Here is a 20,447-nt window from a genome sequence, read left to right as displayed (position 1 = left end):
TCACAGCCGACCACGGACTCCTGGACCGCTTGCGGCACTGGCGAATTCGGCGACCAGATCGGCCAGCCGGTCCGGCTGATCGATCATCGAGTAGGTGCGCGCACCGTCGATGAGTTCGAAGCGAGAGTTGGGCAGCACCTCGGCCAAGCGCCTGCCGTCCTCGATGGGAAAGAACAGATCGTCGACGGACCAGGCCACCAGGGCCGGCTTGGTGAACCCGCGAAGTCGCGCACCGGCATCTAGGGAGGTCTGCTGGTTCAGCGACTTGGTGAGCTGACGGAGGTCCTCGGCGACTGCCGAATCACGCAGAGCGGGTTTGACCCACTCTTTCACCAGCTGGTCGATGTCGCGGTGCGCCAGCTTCCCGTAGCCGTAGTTACGGAACATCCGCGTCCGCATCGGCTGGAGCGCAGCACGAAAGGTGGTTGCGGTCCTAGCCGCGACGATGAACGGATTGATAATCGGCGGCGGGAAATGTTCGAAGGCGTCGCAGCTGGTCAGCACCAGCGCCCCGAGTCGGTCCGGGTGGTTGACCGCGACCAATTGGCTGACCAGGCCGCCGGTGTCGTTGCCGACCAACACCACGTCCTCGAGGCCGAGCGCGCCCATGAACGCGTCAACCATGGCGGCGATCCCCGGCAGCGTTCTGTCCGCGCCGGTCCGCAACGCCGTCGGATGCGCGCCCAGCGGCCAATTCGGGGCGATGCAGCGCAGACCTCGCGCTGCCAGGCGGGAGCTCAGCGGCCCCCACAGCGAGGCGCCCATGGCGTAGCCGTGGACGAACAGCACCGGCCGGCCGTCCAGGGGACCCGTGGTGTCGTAGTGGATGGTTCCGGCGTCAATGTCAACGGTGGGCATTGGAAGCTCCTAACATAGTTACGTGCAACCTGCCGATAACTTACCGACAGCCTGTACGGAAATCAAGCGTCGGACGCAAGCCGAGCGTTCCGCCGCCACCCGTGCTGCCCTGATGAGCGCGGCCCGCAAACTGTGGGGCGCGCGCGGCTACGCAGCGGTGGGGACCCCCGAGATCGCCGAGTCCGCCGGCGTGACCCGAGGGGCGATGTACCACCAATTCCCGGACAAGGCAGCGCTTTTCCTGGCCGTCGTGGAATCGGTGGAAGCCGACGTGATGGCGCGACTCGGCGAAGCGGTGGCCGCCTCCGCGGCAACCACCCCGGCCGCCGCGTTACGGGCAGCGGCGGAAAACTGGCTGGTGGTGGCCAACGATCCGGAGGTGCGCCAACTCCTCCTGCTCGATGCCCCCACCGTGCTGGGTTGGGACGGTTTTCGCGACGTGGCCCAGCGCTACAGCCTGGGCATGACCGAGCAGCTGCTCAGCGAAGCGATGAAGGCCGGACAACTCCCCCACCAGCCGGTCCGCGCGCTGGCCCACGTTCTGATCGGCGCGCTCGACGAAGCAGCGATGCTGATCGCGACGGCCGACGATCCCGAGCAGACGCGTGCCGACGTGAGCATCGTCATTCAACGACTGCTCGACGCCATGCTCACCGGGGGCTGATGGAAAGCATCAGCGCACTCAGCGGATGAATTTCTCCAGATAGGCGCGATGGTCCGCGGACAGTCGCACCAGCTTCTGCTCGTCGATGCTGAAGGTGGCCAACTGCGTCTCGGCGATCACCGCCGGCCGCGAATCCGGGGCGGCGTGCACCGAGCGCACCTCGTAGCCGATGGTGAAGTCCACCGTACGCAGCCGCGACACCCACATCGTCACCTGCAGCGGTGAGTCCGTCAGCCGCAGCTGCCCCTTGTAGGTGACTTTGACCTCGGCGATCAGCAGACCGACGCTGGTGATGTCGACCGCGAACGCCGGCGACAGGAAGGGCACTCGCGCCTCTTCGAGCATCGTCACCATGGTCGCGTGGTTCACGTGCTGGTACATGTCGATGTCCGACCAGCGCACCGGAACCGCTGCCACAAAGCCCACCGGTGCCCCGGCGGATTCGCCTGCCGGATTCACGACGCCGCGCCGCGCGTCATGCTGCGGATCTGGCGCGCCGCCACCGACAGGGTGGCCAGATCCCGCTGGTCGGATTCGTAGATCTGGGTCAGCGTGCGCCGCGCCCGCTCCACGCGTGAGGCGTTGGTCGATTCCCATTCGGTGATTTTCTGCATCCCGTCCTCGTCCGGTTCCCCGACCGCCAGCACATCCAGGCACAGCGACCGCACCGAATTGTAGATGTCGTCGCGGATCGCCAACCGCGCCAAGGCATGCCAGCGGTCATCGCGCGGCAGCTGAGCGACCGCGGTCAGCAGCCCGTCGGTACCGAGGCGATCCATCAGCGCGAAGTAGGTGTCCGCAACCTCGCCGGCGTCGCGTTCGGTGATGTCGGCGACGTCGATGATGTCGAGCAGGCTGTAGCGGTACAGGCCCAGGGCGACGTCGGAAGCCAGTGCCCGGGGCACGCCCTGAGCCTCGAACTCGCCGATGTGCTTGGCGACGATGTCGGCATCGTCGCCGCGCAGCCATTCCGACATCCGCGGCGACAGTGCGGCGACCTGCTCGGCGAACCGATTGATCTCGGCGCCCACCGCCAGTGGTTGCGGGCGGTAGTTCAGCAGCCAACGGCCGGCCCGGTCGATGAGCCGCCGCAGGTCCAGCGTCATCCGGTCGGTCACCGCCACCGGCAGGCCGTCCTGTTCACCGGCGACACGGATTCGCCGCCACAGATCGCCCACCCCGAAGATGGCGTCGGTCGCAACGTAGGCCCGCACCGCGTCGATCAGTTCCACGCCCGCGTCCTCGGTGATCCGGAAGGCGTAGGTGATGCCCGCGGTGTCCACCACATCGTTGATCAGCATCGTGGTGACGATTTCGCGGCGCAGTTGATGCTGGCGGATCTCGGCGCCGAAGCGCTCTTGCAATACGCGCGGGAAGTACTGCGGGAGCCGGGCGGCGAACACGTCCTGCTCCGGCAGGTCGGTGGCCAGCACCGCCGCCTTCAGCGTCAGCTTGACGTGCGCCATCAGGGTGGCCAACTCCGGTGACGCCAGCCCCAGCCCGGCCTCGGCACGTCGGGCGATCTCCTTCTCCGAGGGCAGTGCCTCCAGTTCACGGTTGAGGCCGCGGTCGGCCACCAGGTGGCGGATCTGATCGGCGTGCACCGGCAGCAGGCTCGCGGCGTTGGCCCGGCTGGTGCCCATCAGATCGTTCTGGGCGGTGTTGTCGGCGAGTACCAGCGCGCTGACCTCGTCGGTCATCGACGCCAGCAGCTCCGGCCGGTCGGCGGCGTCGACCTTGCCGACGGTGACCAGGGCGTCGATCAAGATCTTGATGTTGACCTCGTGATCGGAGCAGTCGACTCCGGCGGAGTTGTCCAGGGCGTCGGTGTTGATGCGCCCGCCGGCCAGGTCGAATTCCACGCGCCCCAGCGGCGTGACGCCCAGGTTCCCTCCTTCGCCGATCACCTTGGCGCGCACCTGGTTTCCATTGACCCGGACCTGGTCGTTGGCGCGGTCGCCCACATCGGCGTCGGATTCGGACTCGGCCTTGACGTAGGTGCCGATGCCGCCGTTGAACAGCAGGTCGACGGGGGCCCGCAGGATCGCCCGGATCAGCACCGGCGGCGTGAGCTCCGTGACGTCCTCGTCGAGGCCCAGCACGGCGGCGACCTGAGGGCTGATCGGAACGGATTTCAGGTCCCGCGGGTAGACGCCACCACCGGCGCTGATCAGCGATTTGTCGTAGTCGTCCCAACTGGATCGGGGCAGATCGAACATCCGCTGACGCTCGGCGAAGGACCGGGCGGGATCGGGGTCGGGATCGAGGAAGATGTGCCGATGGTCGAAGGCGGCCATCAGCCGGATGTGTTCGCTGCGCAGCATGCCGTTGCCGAACACGTCGCCACTCATGTCCCCGACCCCGACGACGGCGAAATCCTGTGTCTGGGTATCGATTCCCATCTCCCGGAAGTGCCGCTTGACCGACTCCCAGGCACCCTTGGCGGTGATGCCCATCTCCTTGTGGTCGTAGCCGACCGACCCGCCGGACGCGAACGCGTCGCCCAGCCAGTAGCCGTAGGACTTCGCCACGCCGTTGGCGATGTCGGAGAAGCTGGCGGTGCCCTTGTCGGCGGCCACCACCAGATAGGCGTCGTCGCCGTCCCGGCGCACGACCTGCAGCGGCGCGCTGACCGCACCGGTGGCGTGGTCGACGTTGTCGGTGACGTCGAGCAGCCCGGAGATGAACAGCGTGTAGCAGGCGATCCCCTCGTCGCGGGCCGCCTCGCGGTCGGCTATCGGGTTGCCGGTGGGCGTCGGTGGGTGTTTGACCACGAACCCGCCTTTGGCTCCGGTTGGGACGATGACAGCGTTCTTGACCTCTTGGGCCTTGACCAGTCCGAGGATCTCGGTTCGGTAGTCCTCGCGGCGGTCCGACCAGCGCAGCCCGCCGCGCGAGACGAAGCCGAACCGCAGGTGCACGCCCTCGACCCGGGGTGAGTAGACGAAGATCTCGAACTTCGGTCGGGGCAGCGGCAACTCGTCGATCAGGCCGGCATCCAGCTTGAGCGCCAGCACATTACGTGCGCGAGCCGAATCAGCGCAGGTGACAAAGTAATTGGTACGCAGGGTGGCTTGAATCAGGGAGGCGAACGCGCGCAGCACTCGGTCGGTGTCCAGGCTCACCACCGCGTCGATGCCCGCCGCGACGTCCGCGGCCGCCGCCTGTGCGTCACGGCTGCGCTGTGTGCGCGACGGGTCGAACAGCGCCTCGAACAGTGCCACCAGGGCCCGCGCGATGCTCGGATAGTCGTTGAGCACCGAGGCGATGTGGTTCTCGCTGTAGGGGAACCGGGCCTGCCGCAGGTATTTGGCGTAGCCGCGCAGCACCACCACCTGCTGCCAGTTCAGTCCGGCGCGCAGCACCAGCTCGTTGAATCGGTCGGGCTCGACGCGGCCCTCCCAGATCGCGGTGACACCGTCGGCGAACCGCTGCTGCGCATCTTCGCGCTCGGCTCCGCTCGCCGGGATCTCGATGGTGGGGTGCGCGGACACCTTGAACTTGTAGATCCACACCTGCAGGCCGTCCGCCCGGGTGACGGTGAACGGCCGCTCTTCGAGCACTGCCACTCCCATGCATTGCAGCATCGGCAGTAGGTGGCTCAGCGACGCGCCGTGCCCGCCCAGGAACCAGGCCAACTGACTTCCGTCGGCGGCGCCGTAGTCGGAGAACACCAATTTGACCGAGTCGGCGGTGAGCCGCTCGATGATCGCGATGTCGCCGACCGCCTCCGCCGGAGGGACGGCCTGCTTGTAGATCTCGTCGAATGCGACGGCGTAGTGTTCGGCCACCTCGGCGTCGATGGAGTCCTGCGCCGCCGTCTCGAGCAGCCGGTCCCCCCAGGTGCGGGTGGCCTCGGCCAGCAGCGCCTGGATCCGCACCCGGTTGGCCTCGCCGGTATCGGCCGGACGGGCGTCGGGATCGTCGGACATCCGGACCATGAAATGCAGCAGCGCCCAGGGCGCTTCGCTGACGCGGGCACTGTATTCCAGTCCTACCCCACCGAACTCGTGGATCAGGATGTCCTCCATGTGCAACCGCACCGGGGTGGTGTAACGGTCGCGTGGCAGGTACACCAGGCAGGACACGAAGCGCCCGGTCCGGTCGCCGCGCAGGAACAGCAGGGTTCCGCGCCGCGCACCCAGATCGGACACCGCCATCGCCATGTTCAACAACTGCTCGGCATCGATCGCGAAAAGCTCTGAGCGCGGGACGGTCTGGATGATGTCGAGCAGCAGCTGGCCGGGGTGGCCGGGCTCCTTCTCTGCCAGCGCCAAGGCGTGGCGGACGGTGTGCGAGATGACCGGGATCTCAAACACGTCGGCGTTCATGGCGCCGGCGGTGAACAGCCCGACGAAGCGGTGCGCAACGATGCTGTCGCCGGTGTCCTCCCGGATCACCACCACATAGGTGTGCGAGCTGAACCGCATGTAGCTTGGCACGGTGGCCTGCGCCAGGGTCAGCAGATTGTCACCGGTGAGCCGGGGCCGCAAGGACTTACGCAGGCGCAGCACTCCCAGCCGGGCGGCGTCTTCGACGTGAACCTGCCCGTCTCGCACCACCCCGCTCTGATAACCCAGCAGCACGAAATGCCCGTCGGCCAGCCAGTGCAGCAGCGCGGCGACATCATGGCGATCCGGCGCGGTGTAGTGGCCTTGTGCATTGGCCTCAACATCGGCGGCGAGCTCGTTGAGGGCGTCACGCATCGCGGTGGAATCGAGGGCGACCTGGCGGACGTCGGCCATCACATCGGGTAGCAGGCATTCGGTCTCGGCGAGGGTGCTGCGGTTGACCGTCGGTGAGAGCTGGACATGAATCCAGGCCTCGGCCCCCGCCGAGCCGTCCGCGGATCTCGGTTCCACCGAGCGTAGTTCCCCGGCCGCATCGCGCTGCACGGTGAACACCGGCGACATGATCCCGACGTAGGCCACCCCGAGCCGGTGCAGCAGCACCGCTACCGAGTCCATCAGCATGCCGCCGTGCTCGGTGACCACCTGCAGTGCCGGACCGAAACCGGCCGGATCGTCGGCGGCATACACCGCAACGCGGGTCTCACCGGCGAGCCGATGCTGCGCCAGCCGGGCATGCGCCGCCGGCAGCGCCCGGGTCACGACAGCGGTGGCGGCGGCCCGGCTGGCCGGATCGGCGTCCGATGGTTCGTCGCTGACCAGCGAGTCGCTGTGCGAGCCGCGATAGGTCTCGATGTAGGCGGTCGAGACCCAGGCAGGAATGCCTTGCGGCTCAGAGGGATCGGGAAATGTTGTCCACGCGGTCGTTTCTTTGGTGGACTTCGTCATCCCACCCCTCCTGACTGTGTGTCAGCTCCGGCAGCGCCGCTACCGGGCCAACATTAGTCGCGGGTGAGCCTGCGGTGGGTCACTCGATGCGGACGCGCCGCTTCGGCACCGAGTCGTTGCACCTTGTTCTCCTCGTAGGCACCGAAGTTGCCCTCGAACCAGAACCACTTGGCCTCGTTGTCGTCGTCGCCCTCCCACGCCAGGATGTGGGTGCAGGTGCGGTCCAGGAACCAGCGGTCGTGGCTGATGACCACGGCGCAGCCCGGGAACTGTTCGAGGGCGTTCTCCAGCGAACCGAGGGTCTCGACATCGAGGTCGTTGGTCGGCTCATCCAGCAGGATCAGGTTGCCGCCCTGCTTGAGAGTCAACGCCAGATTCAGCCGGTTGCGCTCACCACCGGAGAGCACCCCCGCGGGCTTCTGCTGATCGGGGCCTTTGAACCCGAACGCCGAGACGTAGGCCCGCGACGGGATCTCGGTCTGTCCGACCTCGATGTAGTCCAAGCCGTCGGAGACCACTTCCCAAACCGTCTTCTTCGGGTCGATGCCGGCGCGATTCTGGTCGACGTAGCTCAACTTGACCGTCTCGCCGACCTTGACCGTGCCGCTGTCCGGCTCCTCCAGACCGACGATCGTCTTGAACAGGGTCGTCTTGCCGACGCCGTTGGGGCCGATCACGCCGACGATGCCGTTGCGCGGCAGCGTGAACGACAGGTCCTTGATCAGCTGGCGGGAGTCGAAGCCCTTGTCCAGGTGTTCCACCTCGACGACGGTGTTGCCCAAGCGCGGGCCGACCGGGATCTGGATCTCCTCGAAGTCGAGTTTGCGGGTCTTCTCCGCCTCGACAACCATTTCCTCGTAGCGCTGCAGGCGGGCCTTGTTCTTGGCTTGGCGGGCCTTGGCACCCGAGCGCACCCAGGCGAGTTCGTCCTTGAGCCGCTTCTGCAGCTTCTGGTCCTTCTTGCCCTGCACCTCGAGGCGGTCGGCCTTCTTCTCCAGGTAGGTGGAGTAGTTGCCCTCGTAGGGGTAGGCGCGGCCCCGGTCGAGTTCGAGGATCCACTCGGCCACATTGTCGAGGAAGTAGCGGTCGTGGGTGACGGCCAGGATCGCGCCCGGGTAGGAGGCCAGGTGCTGCTCGAGCCACAGCACACTCTCGGCGTCCAGGTGGTTGGTCGGCTCGTCCAGGAGCAGCAGGTCGGGCTTGCTCAGCAGCAGCTTGCACAGCGCCACCCGCCGGCGCTCGCCACCGGAGAGGTGGGTGACGGGCTCGTCGGCCGGCGGGCAGCGCAGCGCGTCCATCGCCTGTTCGAGCTGCGAGTCGATGTCCCAGGCGTCGGCGGAGTCAAGCTCTTCCTGGAGCTTGCCCATCTCTTCCATCAGCTCGTCGGTGTAGTCGGTGGCCATCAGCTCGGCGACCTCGTTGTACCGGTTGAGCTTGGCCTTGATCGGCACGCCCTCTTCGACGTTCTCCCGGACGGTCTTGGTCTCGTCCAGATGCGGCTCCTGCAGCAGGATGCCGACCGAGGCGCCCGGCGCGAGGAACGCGTCGCCGTTGTTCGCCTTGTCCAACCCGGCCATGATCCGCAGGACGCTGGACTTACCAGCACCGTTGGGGCCGACGACACCGATCTTGGCGCCGGGCAGGAAGTTCAGCGTGACGTCGTCGAGGATGACTTTGTCGCCGTGTGCTTTGCGCACCTTCTTCATCGTGTAGATGAATTCAGCCATGCCGGGGTGTCGCCTCCTGGTCTCGCGAATTTGCTCGCCAACCATCCTAGGGGGTCGTCCGGCAGCGCTGTCGGCTGCTGTCAGGGCGTCAACGCCATCTCGGCCATATCGTCGCTGGCGTCGGATTCGCCGTCCGCGCAGTCCGGGCCATCGGCGTCGTCGCTACCGGCGGCGACCGGCGGATTTTCCGGTCCGGCGGCGATGATCTTCTCCACCCGGGCCGCGCACCGCGCCAGATCGGGTCCGACCGCGGTCGCGCGCAGCTCCACCGACGACCGGCGGACCCCGTCCTTGTCCTCATACTCGCTGGTGAAGACGTGCCCGACCACGACCACCGGCAGCCCCTTGCTCAGTGACGCCCCGACTCCGGTGACCAACCTGTCCCAGCAGTTGACCGTCACGAACAGGGAGTTACCGCTCTCCCAGCTGCCGTCGGCATTGCGCTTGCGCGAATTGCTGGCGACCCGGAACTTGATCAGCTCGTGGTCGCCCACCCGGCGGCGGAGCGGTTCCGAGGCGATGTTGCCGATCACGGTCAGCGTTGTCTCGAACATGGGGTGTTTCCTTCCTGGTTGCGGCGGGCCAGACGGGCTCGCCGGTGCTGCACCCATTGGGCCCGGCGGGCCCGACACGGACGTCGAGCCGGCCGCCGCGCACAACGGCAACTGGGGAAGAACAGCGGATTGGGGATAACCCCCGGCGGCTACTTAGGTCCGCGGCTTGCCGACAGTCACCGGCGCATTCCAATTCGAGAAGGTGAAGTCCACGGCGTCGTCGTCGCCGGAGGCCAGTTTGAGCGCGACCAGATGGTGATCGCCGGTCTCCTCGATCCAGACCGTGCACGCGGTCCGTTTGGTGGCCTGCAGCTGCGGCACGATCTTCTTTGCCTCGTTGGCCGACACCTCGCCGCGGATCCGGACGGTGTGCACCGCGTCGTCACCCTCGCCGATCGTCTCGCGCCCCTCGACCTCGGGATCGATGAAATCGGTCAGGATGCCGGCCAGCCCGGTGTCGGGGCTCAGGATGCTCGCCGCGTCATAGAACTTCGAGGCGGGGCCATAGTCGACCCAACGGCCGCGATCCTGCGACACGTAGAAGTCGCCGCCGAACACGATGAACGCGACATAAGCCGGAGCGCCCCGGTAGGCGATCTTGGCGTAGCCCTTCGCCGCGGGGCCAGGCTGCTCCGTCACGTCCCCGTCGAGCGCCGTGACCGGCATGTTCTCCATGCTGCCGGTCACGGCCATCGACAGGTGCACGCTGCCGAGTTCGGCGGTGGTGGCGCTGGACTCCTTCAAGATCGCCGCGGCGTCCGGCAGGGGCTCGGTGGACTTCTTGGGCGACGTGGGCGCCGTGGACGACGAGGATGCGGTCGATGACGGCGGCGGGGACTCCGGTGCGGGTAACGGGGAGACCGTCGGAGCGGTGCTCGACAAGGGAACAGTGGTCGACGAGGGGGCCGGTGAAGACGGGGCCGATGAGCAACCGGCAACCAGGGCGGCGGCGCTCACAACGGACAGGACGGCTGGGAGCCTGCGCATGCCCGCCATCGTAGAGGGCCACCCGATCAATCGGGGCAGGTCCCGCTGCGACAACGAGAAGTAGGCGGCCGATTGGTATACGTTGCTTGCGGTGGATACCAAAGGCCGGCCCGGCAGCGGTGAACACACAAGCCGCACAACATGGGCACGTGACGATATCCGGGTCTCGGATCCCAAATCGATGCATCGGTCGATCGCGGGCACCGCTGTCGGCAACTTCATGGAGTGGTACGACTTCGGCATCTACGGCTTCCTGGCCACCACCATCGCGCAGGTGTTCTACCCCAGTGACAGCTCCAGCGCGGTGGGCCTGATCGCGACGTTCGGCACCCTGGCCGCCGCGTTCGCTGTGCGGCCGTTGGGCGGCATCGTTTTCGGCGCGCTCGGTGACCGGATCGGTCGCAAGCGGGTCTTGATCATGACCGTCACGCTGATGGCGGTAGGCACCACGATCACTGGATTGCTGCCGTCGTACGAGAAGATCGGATTCTGGGCTCCGGTCCTGCTGATCGTCACCAAGATCATGCAGGGCTTCTCCACCGGCGGTGAATACGTCGGCGCCATGACTTACGTCAGCGAACACGCCCCGGACCGCAGCCGCGGCGCGCTGACCGGATTCCTGCCGCTGGGCACACTAGGCGGCTACATCACCGGCGCCGGTGTGGTGACCCTGCTCAAGTCCCAACTGCCTGTCTCGGACATGTTGGACTGGGGCTGGCGCGTACCCTTCCTGCTGGGAGTCCCGCTGGCGATCGTCACGCTGTACCTGCGGCTGCGCATCGATGAGTCGCCGGCCTTTGAAGGGCTAGAACAGCTCGACGAGAGCGAGGACACGGCCCGCAGCAGCGGATGGCAGCAGTTCCAGCAGACCGTGGTGGGGCAGCGCCGAGGACTGTTGATCTGCATGGGCCTGGTTTTGGCGGAGAACGTCACCAACTACATGCTCACCGGATATCTGCCCACCTACTTCAAGCAGGTCGGTGGCATCAGCGGCAGCCGCGGGCTGACGATGATCGTGGTGGCACTGGTGGTGATGCTGGTCGCGGTGATGCCACTGGCCAAGCTGTCCGATCGAATCGGCCGCAAACCGTTGCTGTGGACCGGTAGTGCCCTGCTGATTGTCGGCTCCGTGCCGGCGTTCCTGTTGATACGGCACGGCGGAAACTATCCGCTACGGCTCCTGGGCGTGCTGCTGATCGGCGTGATGCTGGTGTGTTTCTACAGCACCACACCCTCGACGCTGCCCGCCTTGTTCCCCACCAAAGTTCGCTTTTTCGCGGTGGCGATCGGATTCAACATTTCGGTCTCGGTGTTCGGAGGCACCACTCCCCTGGTCGCCGAGACCCTGGTGTCGGGCACCGGCAACGTGATGTTGCCGGCCTACATCCTGATGTGCGCGGGCATCGTGGGTGCGATCACGCTGTGGTTCACCCCGGAGACCGCTGGCCAGCGCCTGCCCGGTTCGGGGCCGTCGGTGGCCACCGAGCAGGAGGCCGAGGCGATCGCCGAAGCGGGGCTACCCGAATAGCCGTCTGCCGCCCGAGCAGGTGCCGGTGTGCCTCATCCCGATCGGGTGGGCTCGCCTGCGATACGGCCCGCCCCAGCGATCAGGCCAGGCCAACGAGATCGACGGACGCGGTCCACAGCCCGTCGATGAGCTTGGGGTCGTGGGCCTGCCGATTCTCGCGGCCGTTGGCGCGGTGTCGGTCGAAGTAGACGCCGTTGATCTCGGGGTCGGCGCCGCGGTTGACCAGTTCGATCAACGGCGTGGCCCCCTGGGCCGGGGTGATGGTCGCGAGGTGGCGCAGCGGCGTGCGGTAGAGCAGGCCGACAAACCAGGAGTCCCGGCCGAAGCTGGTCGCGACCGGACCGGGATGCACTGCGGCCGAGACGATCCCGTCGTCAGCCCAGCGCTGGGCGATGCCGCGGGTGAACAGGATGTTCATCAGCTTGCTTGTCCCATAGGCCCGCGTCTCGAAGGCACGCCGGCGCCGGTAGTCCAGGTCATCGAGGTCGACGTGTCCGAACCGGTTGCCGACGCTGGAGGTGTTCAGCACCAACGCGCCACCAGCGGCGGCCAGCCGATCGCGCAGCAGGTGGGTAAGCAGGAAGGGCGCGAGGTGGTTGATCCCGAAGTTGGGTTCATGCCCCTGCGCAGTACGCAGACCCGGCGCGAACGTGCCCCCTGCGTTGTTCAGCAGGACGTCGATGGCGCCGACCTGTTCGCGGATCTGTTGCGCCAGCGCGCGAAGCTGGTCCAGATCGGCGAAATCAGCGGTCAGTGCGGTGGCACCGGCATCGGCAGCGACCGGCGCCAATTTCTGGGCCGAGCGGCCGACGACAACGAGGTTGACCTCCGGTCCAGCCAAGGCGCGCGCCGCGACGGCGCCGATGCCGTCACTGGCGCCGGTGATCACGATCGTTCGGGGTGAGGTCACTGCAAGGTCTCCTTCGATTCGTCACCATAACGCCGCCGATGTCAACGGCGCTTACTCACGCGCCGCGGCCGGTCAGAGCTCCTAGCCCGGCCGCCGGGGATGGGCTCAGTGCTGCACGGTCCCGTCGCGGCGGGCCATCTCGGCCAGCATCGCGTTGTAAGCGGCCAAGTCGGCGTCGTCGTCTCGGTCGGCGGCGCGGTCGAGTCGCTTCGCGGTGCGCCGGTCACTGCGATGCCACTGCACCAGCAGCGCGATCATCACCATGAGCAGGGGCAATTCGCCTGCCGACCAGGTGATGCCGCCGCCCAGGTGCTGGTCGCCGGCTAAGTCGGTGTGCCAGGGCAAACCGAGCGCACCGTAGAACCACTCCCCGAGCACCTTGTGCATCCCCATCAGGAAGACCCCGAAGAAGCCGTGCAGCGGCAACGAGGCGAACACCACCGCCAGTTTGGCCAGCGGTGAGATGGGCCGGGGGGTGGGATCCACACCGATCACGACCCAATAGAAGAGGTAGCCGCTGAGGATGAAGTGGATGTTCATCGCGAGGTGTCCGGCGTGGCTGCCGGCGATCGAGTCGAACAGGCTGCTGAAGTAGAGCCCGTAGAAGCCGACGACGAAGATCACCGCCGCGATGATCGGGTTGGTGAGGACCCGCGAGACCCGGCTGTGCAGCGCGGCGAGCAGCCATTCCCGCATGCCCGGAGGCTCGCCGCGACCGGCGACCGGCAGCGCGCGTAGCGCCAGCGTGGTCGGCCCGCCGAGCACCAGCAGGATCGGCACCAGCATCGACAGCAGCATGTGCACGGCCATGTGCATGCTGAACATCGCCGGCATGTAGCGACCGGTTCCCGACGAGGTGGCGAACAACAAGGTCAGACAGCCCAGCATCCAGGCGGTCGTGCGGCCCGCCGGCCAGACGTCGCCGCGGCGCCGCAGCCGCAACACACCGGCCAGGTACACCCCGGCCAGGACTATCGCGGCGGTACCGAAGACGACGTCGAATCGCCAGTCGAACAGGATCCGCGCCACCGTCGGCGGGCCGGCGAAGTCGTAGCCGATCTTGACCATGGGGACCGACGGGTTGAGCACCGTCGGCGGCGGTGGCGGGGTGCGGCCCAGCCCGACCGCGACGCCGAAGGTGGCCGCGAAGATGACGGCCTCGGTCAGCGCCAGCCGGATGAGTGGGGCGCGCTTGTTCGGGTCTTCCTGCAGCGCGGCCACCCCGCGGCGCCGCTGCCAGGCACCGAGCGCGCCAAGCGCACACAGGGCGACGAACTTGGCCACCACCAGTTGGCCGTACGGGGTGGTCAGCAGGTCGGCGGGGGCCAGCCGAACCAGCGCGTTGAGCACTCCCGACAGGCCCATCGCCACGAAGCACCACAGCGCCACGGTGGAGAATCGCCGTGCTGCCAGGTCAGCGTGTTCTCCGCCGCGAATCGCGTGCACCAGCAGCGCCAGCAGGCCACCGGCCCACAGGCCCGCGGCGATCAGGTGGATGAGCAGGCTGTTGGTGGCCAGGTCGTGGGATCCGCCGGCGGCCGAATGCCCGGTCAACCCCAACGGGATCAGGGTCAGCAGCGAACCCGCCAGCAGCACCGGTGTCCAGGACCAGCGCAGCACGGGCAGGCTCACCAGCATCACCACCGCGGCCAGCAGCGCGGTCCACCGCCAGGCCGACGCGGTGTCGACCAGCCCGGCGAACGACCAGGCCGTCGCCGGGTCGAGGAACTCGGTCAACGGGTGGCCGGAGACGTCGGAGATGGTCAGCGGAACCAGCAGCGCGGCGCACACCGCCCAGGCTCCCGACGCCGCGGTACCCAACCGCAGCGCGCGGTAGCCGGCGGCGTCGAGTACCCCGCTTTGCTGCGGCGGCACCAGGAACGCCGCGAGCAGAAACGATCCCACCGCCAGCACCGCGGCCATCTCGCCGGCCGCCCGCACGAACGGCAGCCCCAGCGTGGTCACTGGTCCCGGGTCAGGCAGACCGGTCGCGGTCAGGGCGTCGGCCAACGACAGCGCCCCGATCCCGGCGGCGATACACCCGGCCAGGATTGCCAGCCCGGCCAACATCGGCACCAAGATCGCCCCGCGGCCGCGGTTCGCCGAAAGAGCCGTCATGGCTTCCAGCGTATGGTGCGTGCCCGCCGCGCCGCATACCAGGCGGGCGACGCCGCGGCCCGCCCCGCTACCTGTTCAATCCCCGCCAATGCCGCCGCACCTCCACGTCCCGGGCGGCAAACGCCTCCCGGGCGATGCGGGCGATGTGGTCGGAGTCTTGCAGGATCGCTCGCAGTTCAGCCCGGAACGCCTTGCGGCGTCCCGCCAGATCCGGCGCGGGTTCCAGCAGACCCTGGTCGGCGACCACCTGACATGCGGTCGCGAACAGCAGGGTGGACACCGATTCGCTGCTGCGGACGCGGCCCTGCGCCACGTACTGGCGGCCGACCCCCAGGGCCAACTGCGTCAGTTCGTTCTCACCGATGTCGTCCGGCGCGTCGCAGAGCACGTCGGCGACGATCGCGTAGGACTCGAAGAACACCCGCAGCATGACGTCGGAGGTCACCGGAGTCTTCTCGGACAAGATCCCGTCGATCTCGGCGCCACCCGCGCCTACCCGCGTCTGCCAGTCACCGAACCAGGACATCTCTTCGGCGATGTTGTCGCGGAACGACGCGGAGTCGGCGAAGTAGAAGTCGAACTTCAGCAGGTCCCGTAGCCGCATCGCCTGCGTCCAGAACGCGTCCAGCCGGTCGCCTTCGCCGCGGCCGGCGTGCGCCAGGGCCAGTTCGACGATCGAGGTCTCCAGGAAGGCGTGGATCACCGAATTGCGGTAGAACGACGCGGCGTGCTCGTCTTCGGGGGCGATCCGCCACACCGACTCCCGCCCGCCGTCGACGCGGGTGACCGGATGCCCGTTGGACAGCGCATCCACCGCCGCGCGTACCCCGTCACGGCTGCGCAGCCGCAACGCGCTGGTGGAGATCGGAGTCTGCTTGCGTTCCAGGTAATCCAGGCCGGCCTGCAGCGAATGGTGGATCTGGTCCAGCGTCAATGCCAGCCCGTGCGTGGTCAACAGCAACGCCGACACCAGACCGGTCGCGCTGATCGGAGTGACGCGCTGGATCCGCCAGGCCACCTCGATGGCCATCTTCTGCATGGCCAGCCGCTTGGCGTCCGGGTCGGTCGCGGTCTGACTGTCAGGGGCACCAAGGTACTGGCGCATCGACACGGCCTCGGGAAAACGAACGTAGATCTTGCCGTAGTTGCGTTCGCCCTGCGCCTTGATGAAGTGGTAGAGCCAGCGGATGCCCTCCGGGGTCTTCTCTCCGCCCCGGGCATAGGCGGCGTACTCGTCGGTCTCGTGCAACTGATCGAAGCTGATCGAAACGCCCTGCAGGAGAACATCTTCAGTGCGGTCGTCCAGGTAGGCGTCGGCGACGTAGGTCATCAGACCGAGCTTGGGCGGCAGCATCTTGCCGGTGCGCGACCGGGTGCCCTCAATGGACCAGCTCAGATTGAATCGCTTCTCCATCACATAGCCGACGTACTCCTTGAGCACGTATTTGTAGAGCGGGTTGTTGCCGATGCTGCGGCGGATGAAGATGACCCCCGAGCGGCGCAGCAACGGCCCCATCAATCCGAACGACAGGTTGATGCCGGCGAAGACGTGGACCGGCGGCAGCCGGTTCTCCTGCATCGCCACCGGCATGACGGCGCCGTCGATGTAGGACCGGTGCGAGAACAGCAGCACCGCGGGATGGTTCTCCAGCGCGGTGCGCAGCGCAGCGACCTGGTACTCGTCGTAGTCGATCTCGGGGTCGAAGCCGCGGCTGAGCATCCTGGTCAAGACGGCGACCATGTCTACCGACACCCGGCTCCAGCCGGTGGACAGCTCATCGAGCATCTTGCCGGCCTCGTCGACGGTGGCGCCCGGGATGGCTTCCAGTCCCTCGCGAAACCGGGTGGACGCCAAGATCTCCGGTTTCACCAGCCGTGGCGACTTGTACTGCGGGCCCAGGATCCGGTTCTCGGCGCGCTCCAGCGCCAGCACCGCCCGGCGCGTGACGAAATGCGCGAAGTCCCGGGGATTCTCACCGACGGTGTTCTCACTCCACTGACTGCGCAGGTCGGCGACGCTGGCAGGCTCGCCGACCACCACGCGGGCCAGCGACGACTCGGTACGCAGGATCTGGCGCTGTTGGCGTTCGCTGGGCCGATAGGGATTGCGGCCGGGCAGCAAGGCGGCCACCCGCTTCAGGGCGGAGGCTTCGGCACGGGGCATCCAGAAGACCCGCACCGGCAGGATCGACCGCCGCTCGTCGCGTTCGAGATGCCCCACCAGCCGAGCCATCGCCCCGGGTGAGCGCTGCGACGGGTCGAGCTCCAGCAGTTCGATACGGTCGCCGGGCCGGCCGTCCCGGTACCGTTCCAGCCACTCGTGAACGAGGTCGGCCTCCACCGGCGACGACACATAGGCCAAGACCAGCGTGTCAGCGGTTGTGGTGGCCCCCGAGGCGCCAGTGGCCGGTGATGTCGTCACTGCTCCTCCTTTGAGGCCGGCGGCTTCTTGGCCGGAGCCTTCTTGGCCGGGGCTTTCTTGGCGGCCGCCTTCTTGGCCGGAACCTTTTTCGCCGGAGCCTTCTTCGCCGGTGCCTTCTTGGCCGGGGCTTTCTTGGCCGCTGCCTTCTTGGCCGGGGCGGACGGCTTGGGCGACCAGGCCGGCAACTCGTCGACCGGCCAGTCGGCCAGTGTGTCCAGATACAGCTGGCGGACCTCCGCAATCCGCTCGGGCAGCGAGTCCACCGTCCAGTCCTCGACCGAGATGGCCGGGAACACCGCGACGTCCACGGTGCCGGGGTGAGCGCTGATCGAGTCCCGGGCGGCGACCACCTCGGCGTTACGGATGATCACCGGCACGATCGGAATCCCGGCCGCCATCGCGAGCCGGAACGGCCCCTTCTTGAAGGGGCCCACCCCGGTGGTGTCCACCCGAGTGCCTTCCGGTGCGATCACCACCGACAGGCCCCGCTTGGCGCGTTCCTCGACCTGTTGCAGGGACTCCACGGCCGCCGCCGCGTCGTCGCGGTCGATGAACACCATCTCCGTCAGTTTCCCCAGCGGACCGGCGATCGGGTCTCTCTCCAGCTCCCGTTTGCCGACGCTGATCCAGTTGTCACGCACCAGTGAGGCAGTGATCACCGGATCGACCTGGTTGCGGTGGTTGAAGATGAACACCGCCGGCCGGGTTGCGGTGAGGTTCTCTTTGCCGATCACGTTGAGCCGCACACCATTGAGGCCCAACAGCACCTGCGGGAACAGCGCGGTGAAGAAGTTGACGCCCCGACGCCGGCTGCCACTCAACAGGCCCAGCCCAATCGCTCCGGCGCCCACCGGGACGATCGAGCTGAGTCCGGCCAGGTTCCGCAGTTGGCCGACCACGCCACTGCCGCGGCTGCTGAACTGCAGGATCGGCCAGCCGCGCTTGCGGGCCACCGAGGCCATCTTGCCCTCGGGGTTCGTCGGTCGCGGATTGCCGACCAGGTGCATCAGCGCGACGTCTTCGTCCCCGTCGGCATAGAAGTAACTGTCCTGCAGGTCGATGTCGTGTTCGGCGGCGAACTTCTGCACCGCGGCCGCCTTGCCCGGCCCCCACAGGATCGGTTCGACCACCTCGCCGGTGAGCGCCCCGTCCTCATCGGTCACGAAAGCGTTGGTGAGTGTGTTGGTGATGCCCAGGAAACGGGCCACCGGTTCGACCTGGATGGTCAGCGCCGACGAACTCAGTACCACCGTGTGTCCGCGCGCCTGGTGCGCCCGCACCACTTCGCGCATCTCCGGGTAGATGCGTTTGGCGATCTTCTGAACGAACAGCCGCTCACCGATCTCGTCGAGATCAGTGATCGAGCGGCCGCGCAGCGCCGAGGACGCCGTGGTGATGAGCTGTTCGAACTCGATGCGGCCCAGTTGATGGTTGAGTCCGGCCTGGATCATGCCGAACAACTCCCCCAGCCCCATATCGCGGCTGCGGAAGCGCTCCCGGGTGAGGATGACGGCGGTAAAGCCGGCCACCAGGGTGCCGTCGAGGTCAAAGAACGCGCCGATCTTGGGTCCGGGCGGGCTGGCGGCGATCTCGGCCACCGAGCCGGGCAACCGCATGTCGCGCGGCGGCCGCGAATTCGCGTCGTCGGTCATGACTCACCACCGGTGGCAAAGGAAGCCGGCACGCAGCGCGGCGCCGGGTCACCGGCGAGCGCGAGCACTTCGTCGAAGCCCTCCACCAGACACGTGGTGAACAGCTTTTCGTCGCGGACGGCTGCGCGGTCATAGCGGACCGTGATGGTGCACTCACCACCACGGGAAATCAGCACCACCATCATCGCGACGCCCGGCAACGGGCCGATTCCGTAGTGCCGCAGCACCTTCGCTCCCGCGATGTAGGTTTCGCCGGGATAGAACGCCACGTTGCTGGCCTGCACGTCGGCGCTGACCACCGACTCGGTCATCTTCTCCAGAACCGGCGACGGAAAGACGCTCAGCAGCGGCGCGATGGAGCCGAGCACGTCCATCGCCGGCTCGTCACGGCGCTGGGTCATTTGAGACCGAATCCGCTTGATCCGCTCCACCGGGTCGGCGACTCCGACCGGGGCGGCCAGGTTCACCCCGGTGAACCGATTGCCGCCGGCGGGATCGGCGTCGGCGCGCAGGTTCACCGGGATCGCCATCGGCAGCGTCGCGATCGGCACCCCCAGCGCCCGGTGGTAGCGCCCCAGTGCACCGGACACGGCTGCCAGGTAGGCGTCGTTGATGGATCCGCCGCCGGCCTTGGCGGCCCGATGCAGATCCGACAGTCGCACGTCGATCGCCTGGGTCCGGCTGGCCAGGCTGCGCCGGCGCAGCAGTGGCGAGGGTTCGGCGGCCTGACTCATCACTCGCGCGCCCGACCGCGCGTAGGTGATGGCGCCGGTGACCGCCGACAGCGGGTCACGCACGGTGCGGGTCGCCATCGACAGCGCCCCCAACAGCACATCGCGGGTGCTGCCGAGCATCGCGATCGGCAGGTGGTTGATGCCGTCGCGCATCAGGTCGTTGGCCGACAGGTCCTGCGGTACCGGTTGCGGGGGCATCGACCGGGCCGGCGGATCGCGCTCTAGGTCGTAGATCCGGCCGAACATCGCGGCACCGCCGACGCCGTCGGTGACCGCGTGACTCAGATGCATCAAGGTGGCGGCACGCCCGTCGGCCAGCCCCTCCACCAGCGTCGCCGACCACAGCGGGCGCTGAATGTCCATCGGGGATTGCAGGGCGACCTCGGCCAGATCGAGCACCTCGCGCAAGCCCCCGGGTTCGGGCACCCGGACCCTCCGGACATGAAAATCGAGGTTGAAGTCGGGGTCCACCACCCACCGCGGCGCCGCCGTCGGCAGCGTGGGCACCACCACCTTCTGGCGCAACCGCAGCACTTTCCGCGAGACGTTCTCGAACAGGTTCCGGAAGCGGTCCCAGTCCGGTGTGGTGTCGAGCAGCTCTAGGCCCATGATCCCCGAGCGGGTACGCGGATTGGCCTCCCCGCGGTGCAACAGGTAGTCGAGAGCACCGAGTTCGGTGGGCAGGCCGTCGGCGTCGACGAGGTCACCCACGCCGAACTCCCCATGCCGCAGCGCGGCCCCGCCCTGATCGGCACACCACGGCTGTCACCACACACCACTCCTGATTCACAGACGTCACGGCCATCATTCAACGCTAGTTGTTTGCCCAGGGCGACGGGTGTCGATTGGCGCAGATCAGGATCCCTGCCGACAAATCGAAATACTGTGTTGGCCGGTTGAATTGGAAACCGGCGGTTTAGCGAGGATCGACGAAGGGCAGGCGAAGCTGGAAGCGCCGCATGAGTCCGGCTTGCGGCTTTTCTCGGTCGGCGCGGA

General features: G+C 67.5%; 14 protein-coding genes. 3 read left to right on the top strand and 11 right to left on the bottom strand.

What is annotated here, in order from left to right; genetic code table 11:
- Entirely contained in the window at positions 1-858 is an 858-nt protein-coding gene (locus ACJH71_RS13280; RefSeq protein WP_406758480.1) for an alpha/beta fold hydrolase, read from the bottom strand.
- A 112-nt stretch (positions 859-970) separates the two neighbouring features.
- Here ACJH71_RS13280 and ACJH71_RS13275 point away from each other — a divergent pair, with 112 nt between their 5' ends.
- Complete coding sequence (locus ACJH71_RS13275) at positions 971-1,522, top strand: helix-turn-helix domain-containing protein (RefSeq protein WP_406758631.1); 552 nt, start codon at positions 971-973, stop codon at positions 1,520-1,522.
- Positions 1,523-1,540: 18 nt separating this feature from the next.
- Here ACJH71_RS13275 and ACJH71_RS13270 read toward each other — a convergent pair whose 3' ends face one another.
- The 5 genes from ACJH71_RS13270 to ACJH71_RS13250 all read right to left on the bottom strand — a co-directional run bounded on the left by ACJH71_RS13270 (position 1,541) and on the right by ACJH71_RS13250 (position 9,805).
- A complete protein-coding gene (locus ACJH71_RS13270; RefSeq protein ID WP_406758630.1) occupies positions 1,541-1,948 on the bottom strand; it encodes an acyl-CoA thioesterase in 408 nt (135 codons plus the stop codon).
- A 29-nt stretch (positions 1,949-1,977) separates the two neighbouring features.
- Complete coding sequence (locus ACJH71_RS13265) at positions 1,978-6,819, bottom strand: NAD-glutamate dehydrogenase (RefSeq protein ID WP_406758479.1); 4,842 nt, start codon at positions 6,817-6,819, stop codon at positions 1,978-1,980.
- A 53-nt stretch (positions 6,820-6,872) separates the two neighbouring features.
- The gene (ettA, locus tag ACJH71_RS13260; RefSeq protein ID WP_406758478.1) at positions 6,873-8,546 is read right to left on the bottom strand and encodes an energy-dependent translational throttle protein EttA; all 1,674 of its coding nucleotides are present in this window, start codon (positions 8,544-8,546) and stop codon (positions 6,873-6,875) included.
- A gap of 80 nt (positions 8,547-8,626) precedes the next feature.
- Positions 8,627-9,100: a single-stranded DNA-binding protein gene (locus ACJH71_RS13255; RefSeq protein WP_406758477.1), complete on the bottom strand. Its 474-nt coding sequence runs from the start codon at positions 9,098-9,100 to the stop codon at positions 8,627-8,629.
- Positions 9,101-9,253: 153 nt separating this feature from the next.
- The gene (locus ACJH71_RS13250; protein WP_406758629.1) at positions 9,254-9,805 is read right to left on the bottom strand and encodes an LppX_LprAFG lipoprotein; all 552 of its coding nucleotides are present in this window, start codon (positions 9,803-9,805) and stop codon (positions 9,254-9,256) included.
- Between ACJH71_RS13250 and ACJH71_RS13245 the strand changes: the two genes are divergently transcribed.
- Positions 9,756-10,151, top strand: a complete 396-nt coding sequence (locus ACJH71_RS13245; protein ID WP_406758644.1) for a hypothetical protein — start codon at positions 9,756-9,758, stop codon at positions 10,149-10,151. The genes ACJH71_RS13250 and ACJH71_RS13245 overlap by 50 nt on opposite strands.
- Positions 10,152-10,268: 117 nt before the next feature.
- Complete coding sequence (locus tag ACJH71_RS13240; RefSeq protein WP_406758476.1) at positions 10,269-11,615, top strand: MFS transporter; 1,347 nt, start codon at positions 10,269-10,271, stop codon at positions 11,613-11,615.
- A gap of 79 nt (positions 11,616-11,694) precedes the next feature.
- Here ACJH71_RS13240 and ACJH71_RS13235 read toward each other — a convergent pair whose 3' ends face one another.
- The 5 genes from ACJH71_RS13235 to ACJH71_RS13215 all read right to left on the bottom strand — a co-directional run bounded on the left by ACJH71_RS13235 (position 11,695) and on the right by ACJH71_RS13215 (position 20,162).
- A complete protein-coding gene (locus tag ACJH71_RS13235) occupies positions 11,695-12,525 on the bottom strand; it encodes an SDR family NAD(P)-dependent oxidoreductase (RefSeq protein WP_406758475.1) in 831 nt (276 codons plus the stop codon).
- A 105-nt stretch (positions 12,526-12,630) separates the two neighbouring features.
- The gene (locus ACJH71_RS13230) at positions 12,631-14,643 is read right to left on the bottom strand and encodes a cytochrome c oxidase assembly protein (protein ID WP_406758474.1); all 2,013 of its coding nucleotides are present in this window, start codon (positions 14,641-14,643) and stop codon (positions 12,631-12,633) included.
- Between the two features lie 67 nt (positions 14,644-14,710).
- Positions 14,711-17,065 carry a glycerol-3-phosphate 1-O-acyltransferase gene (locus ACJH71_RS13225; RefSeq protein ID WP_406758473.1) on the bottom strand — a complete coding sequence of 785 codons (2,355 nt, stop codon included), beginning with the start codon at positions 17,063-17,065 and terminating at the stop codon, positions 14,711-14,713.
- The gene (locus ACJH71_RS13220) at positions 17,062-18,717 is read right to left on the bottom strand and encodes an HAD-IB family hydrolase (protein WP_406758472.1); all 1,656 of its coding nucleotides are present in this window, start codon (positions 18,715-18,717) and stop codon (positions 17,062-17,064) included. The genes ACJH71_RS13225 and ACJH71_RS13220 overlap by 4 nt, the downstream gene beginning before the upstream one ends.
- Entirely contained in the window at positions 18,714-20,162 is a 1,449-nt protein-coding gene (locus ACJH71_RS13215) for a wax ester/triacylglycerol synthase family O-acyltransferase (RefSeq protein WP_406758471.1), read from the bottom strand. Before ACJH71_RS13215 ends, ACJH71_RS13220 begins: the two co-directional genes overlap by 4 nt.
- Positions 20,163-20,447: the final 285 nt, after the last annotated feature.

This window comes from Mycobacterium sp. SMC-15 (genome assembly GCF_045310925.1).
In the GTDB taxonomy this organism is placed as follows: Bacteria; Actinomycetota; Actinomycetes; order Mycobacteriales; family Mycobacteriaceae; genus Mycobacterium.
Note: the sequence above shows the minus strand (reverse complement) of the source record. Positions and strands in the feature narration are given on the sequence as shown.

Excerpts from the sequence above, each read along its gene's own strand:
- ACJH71_RS13280 (WP_406758480.1), bottom strand. The coding sequence starts at position 858 with ATGCCCACCGTTGACATTGACGCCGGAACCATCCACTACGACACCACG.
- ACJH71_RS13275 (WP_406758631.1), top strand. The coding sequence starts at position 971 with ATGAGCGCGGCCCGCAAACTGTGGGGCGCGCGCGGCTACGCAGCGGTG.
- ACJH71_RS13265 (WP_406758479.1), bottom strand. The coding sequence starts at position 6,819 with ATGACGAAGTCCACCAAAGAAACGACCGCGTGGACAACATTTCCCGAT.
- ettA (WP_406758478.1), bottom strand. The coding sequence starts at position 8,546 with ATGGCTGAATTCATCTACACGATGAAGAAGGTGCGCAAAGCACACGGC.
- ACJH71_RS13255 (WP_406758477.1), bottom strand. The coding sequence starts at position 9,100 with ATGTTCGAGACAACGCTGACCGTGATCGGCAACATCGCCTCGGAACCG.
- ACJH71_RS13240 (WP_406758476.1), top strand. The coding sequence starts at position 10,269 with ATGCATCGGTCGATCGCGGGCACCGCTGTCGGCAACTTCATGGAGTGG.
- ACJH71_RS13230 (WP_406758474.1), bottom strand. The coding sequence starts at position 14,643 with ATGACGGCTCTTTCGGCGAACCGCGGCCGCGGGGCGATCTTGGTGCCG.
- ACJH71_RS13220 (WP_406758472.1), bottom strand. The coding sequence starts at position 18,717 with ATGACCGACGACGCGAATTCGCGGCCGCCGCGCGACATGCGGTTGCCC.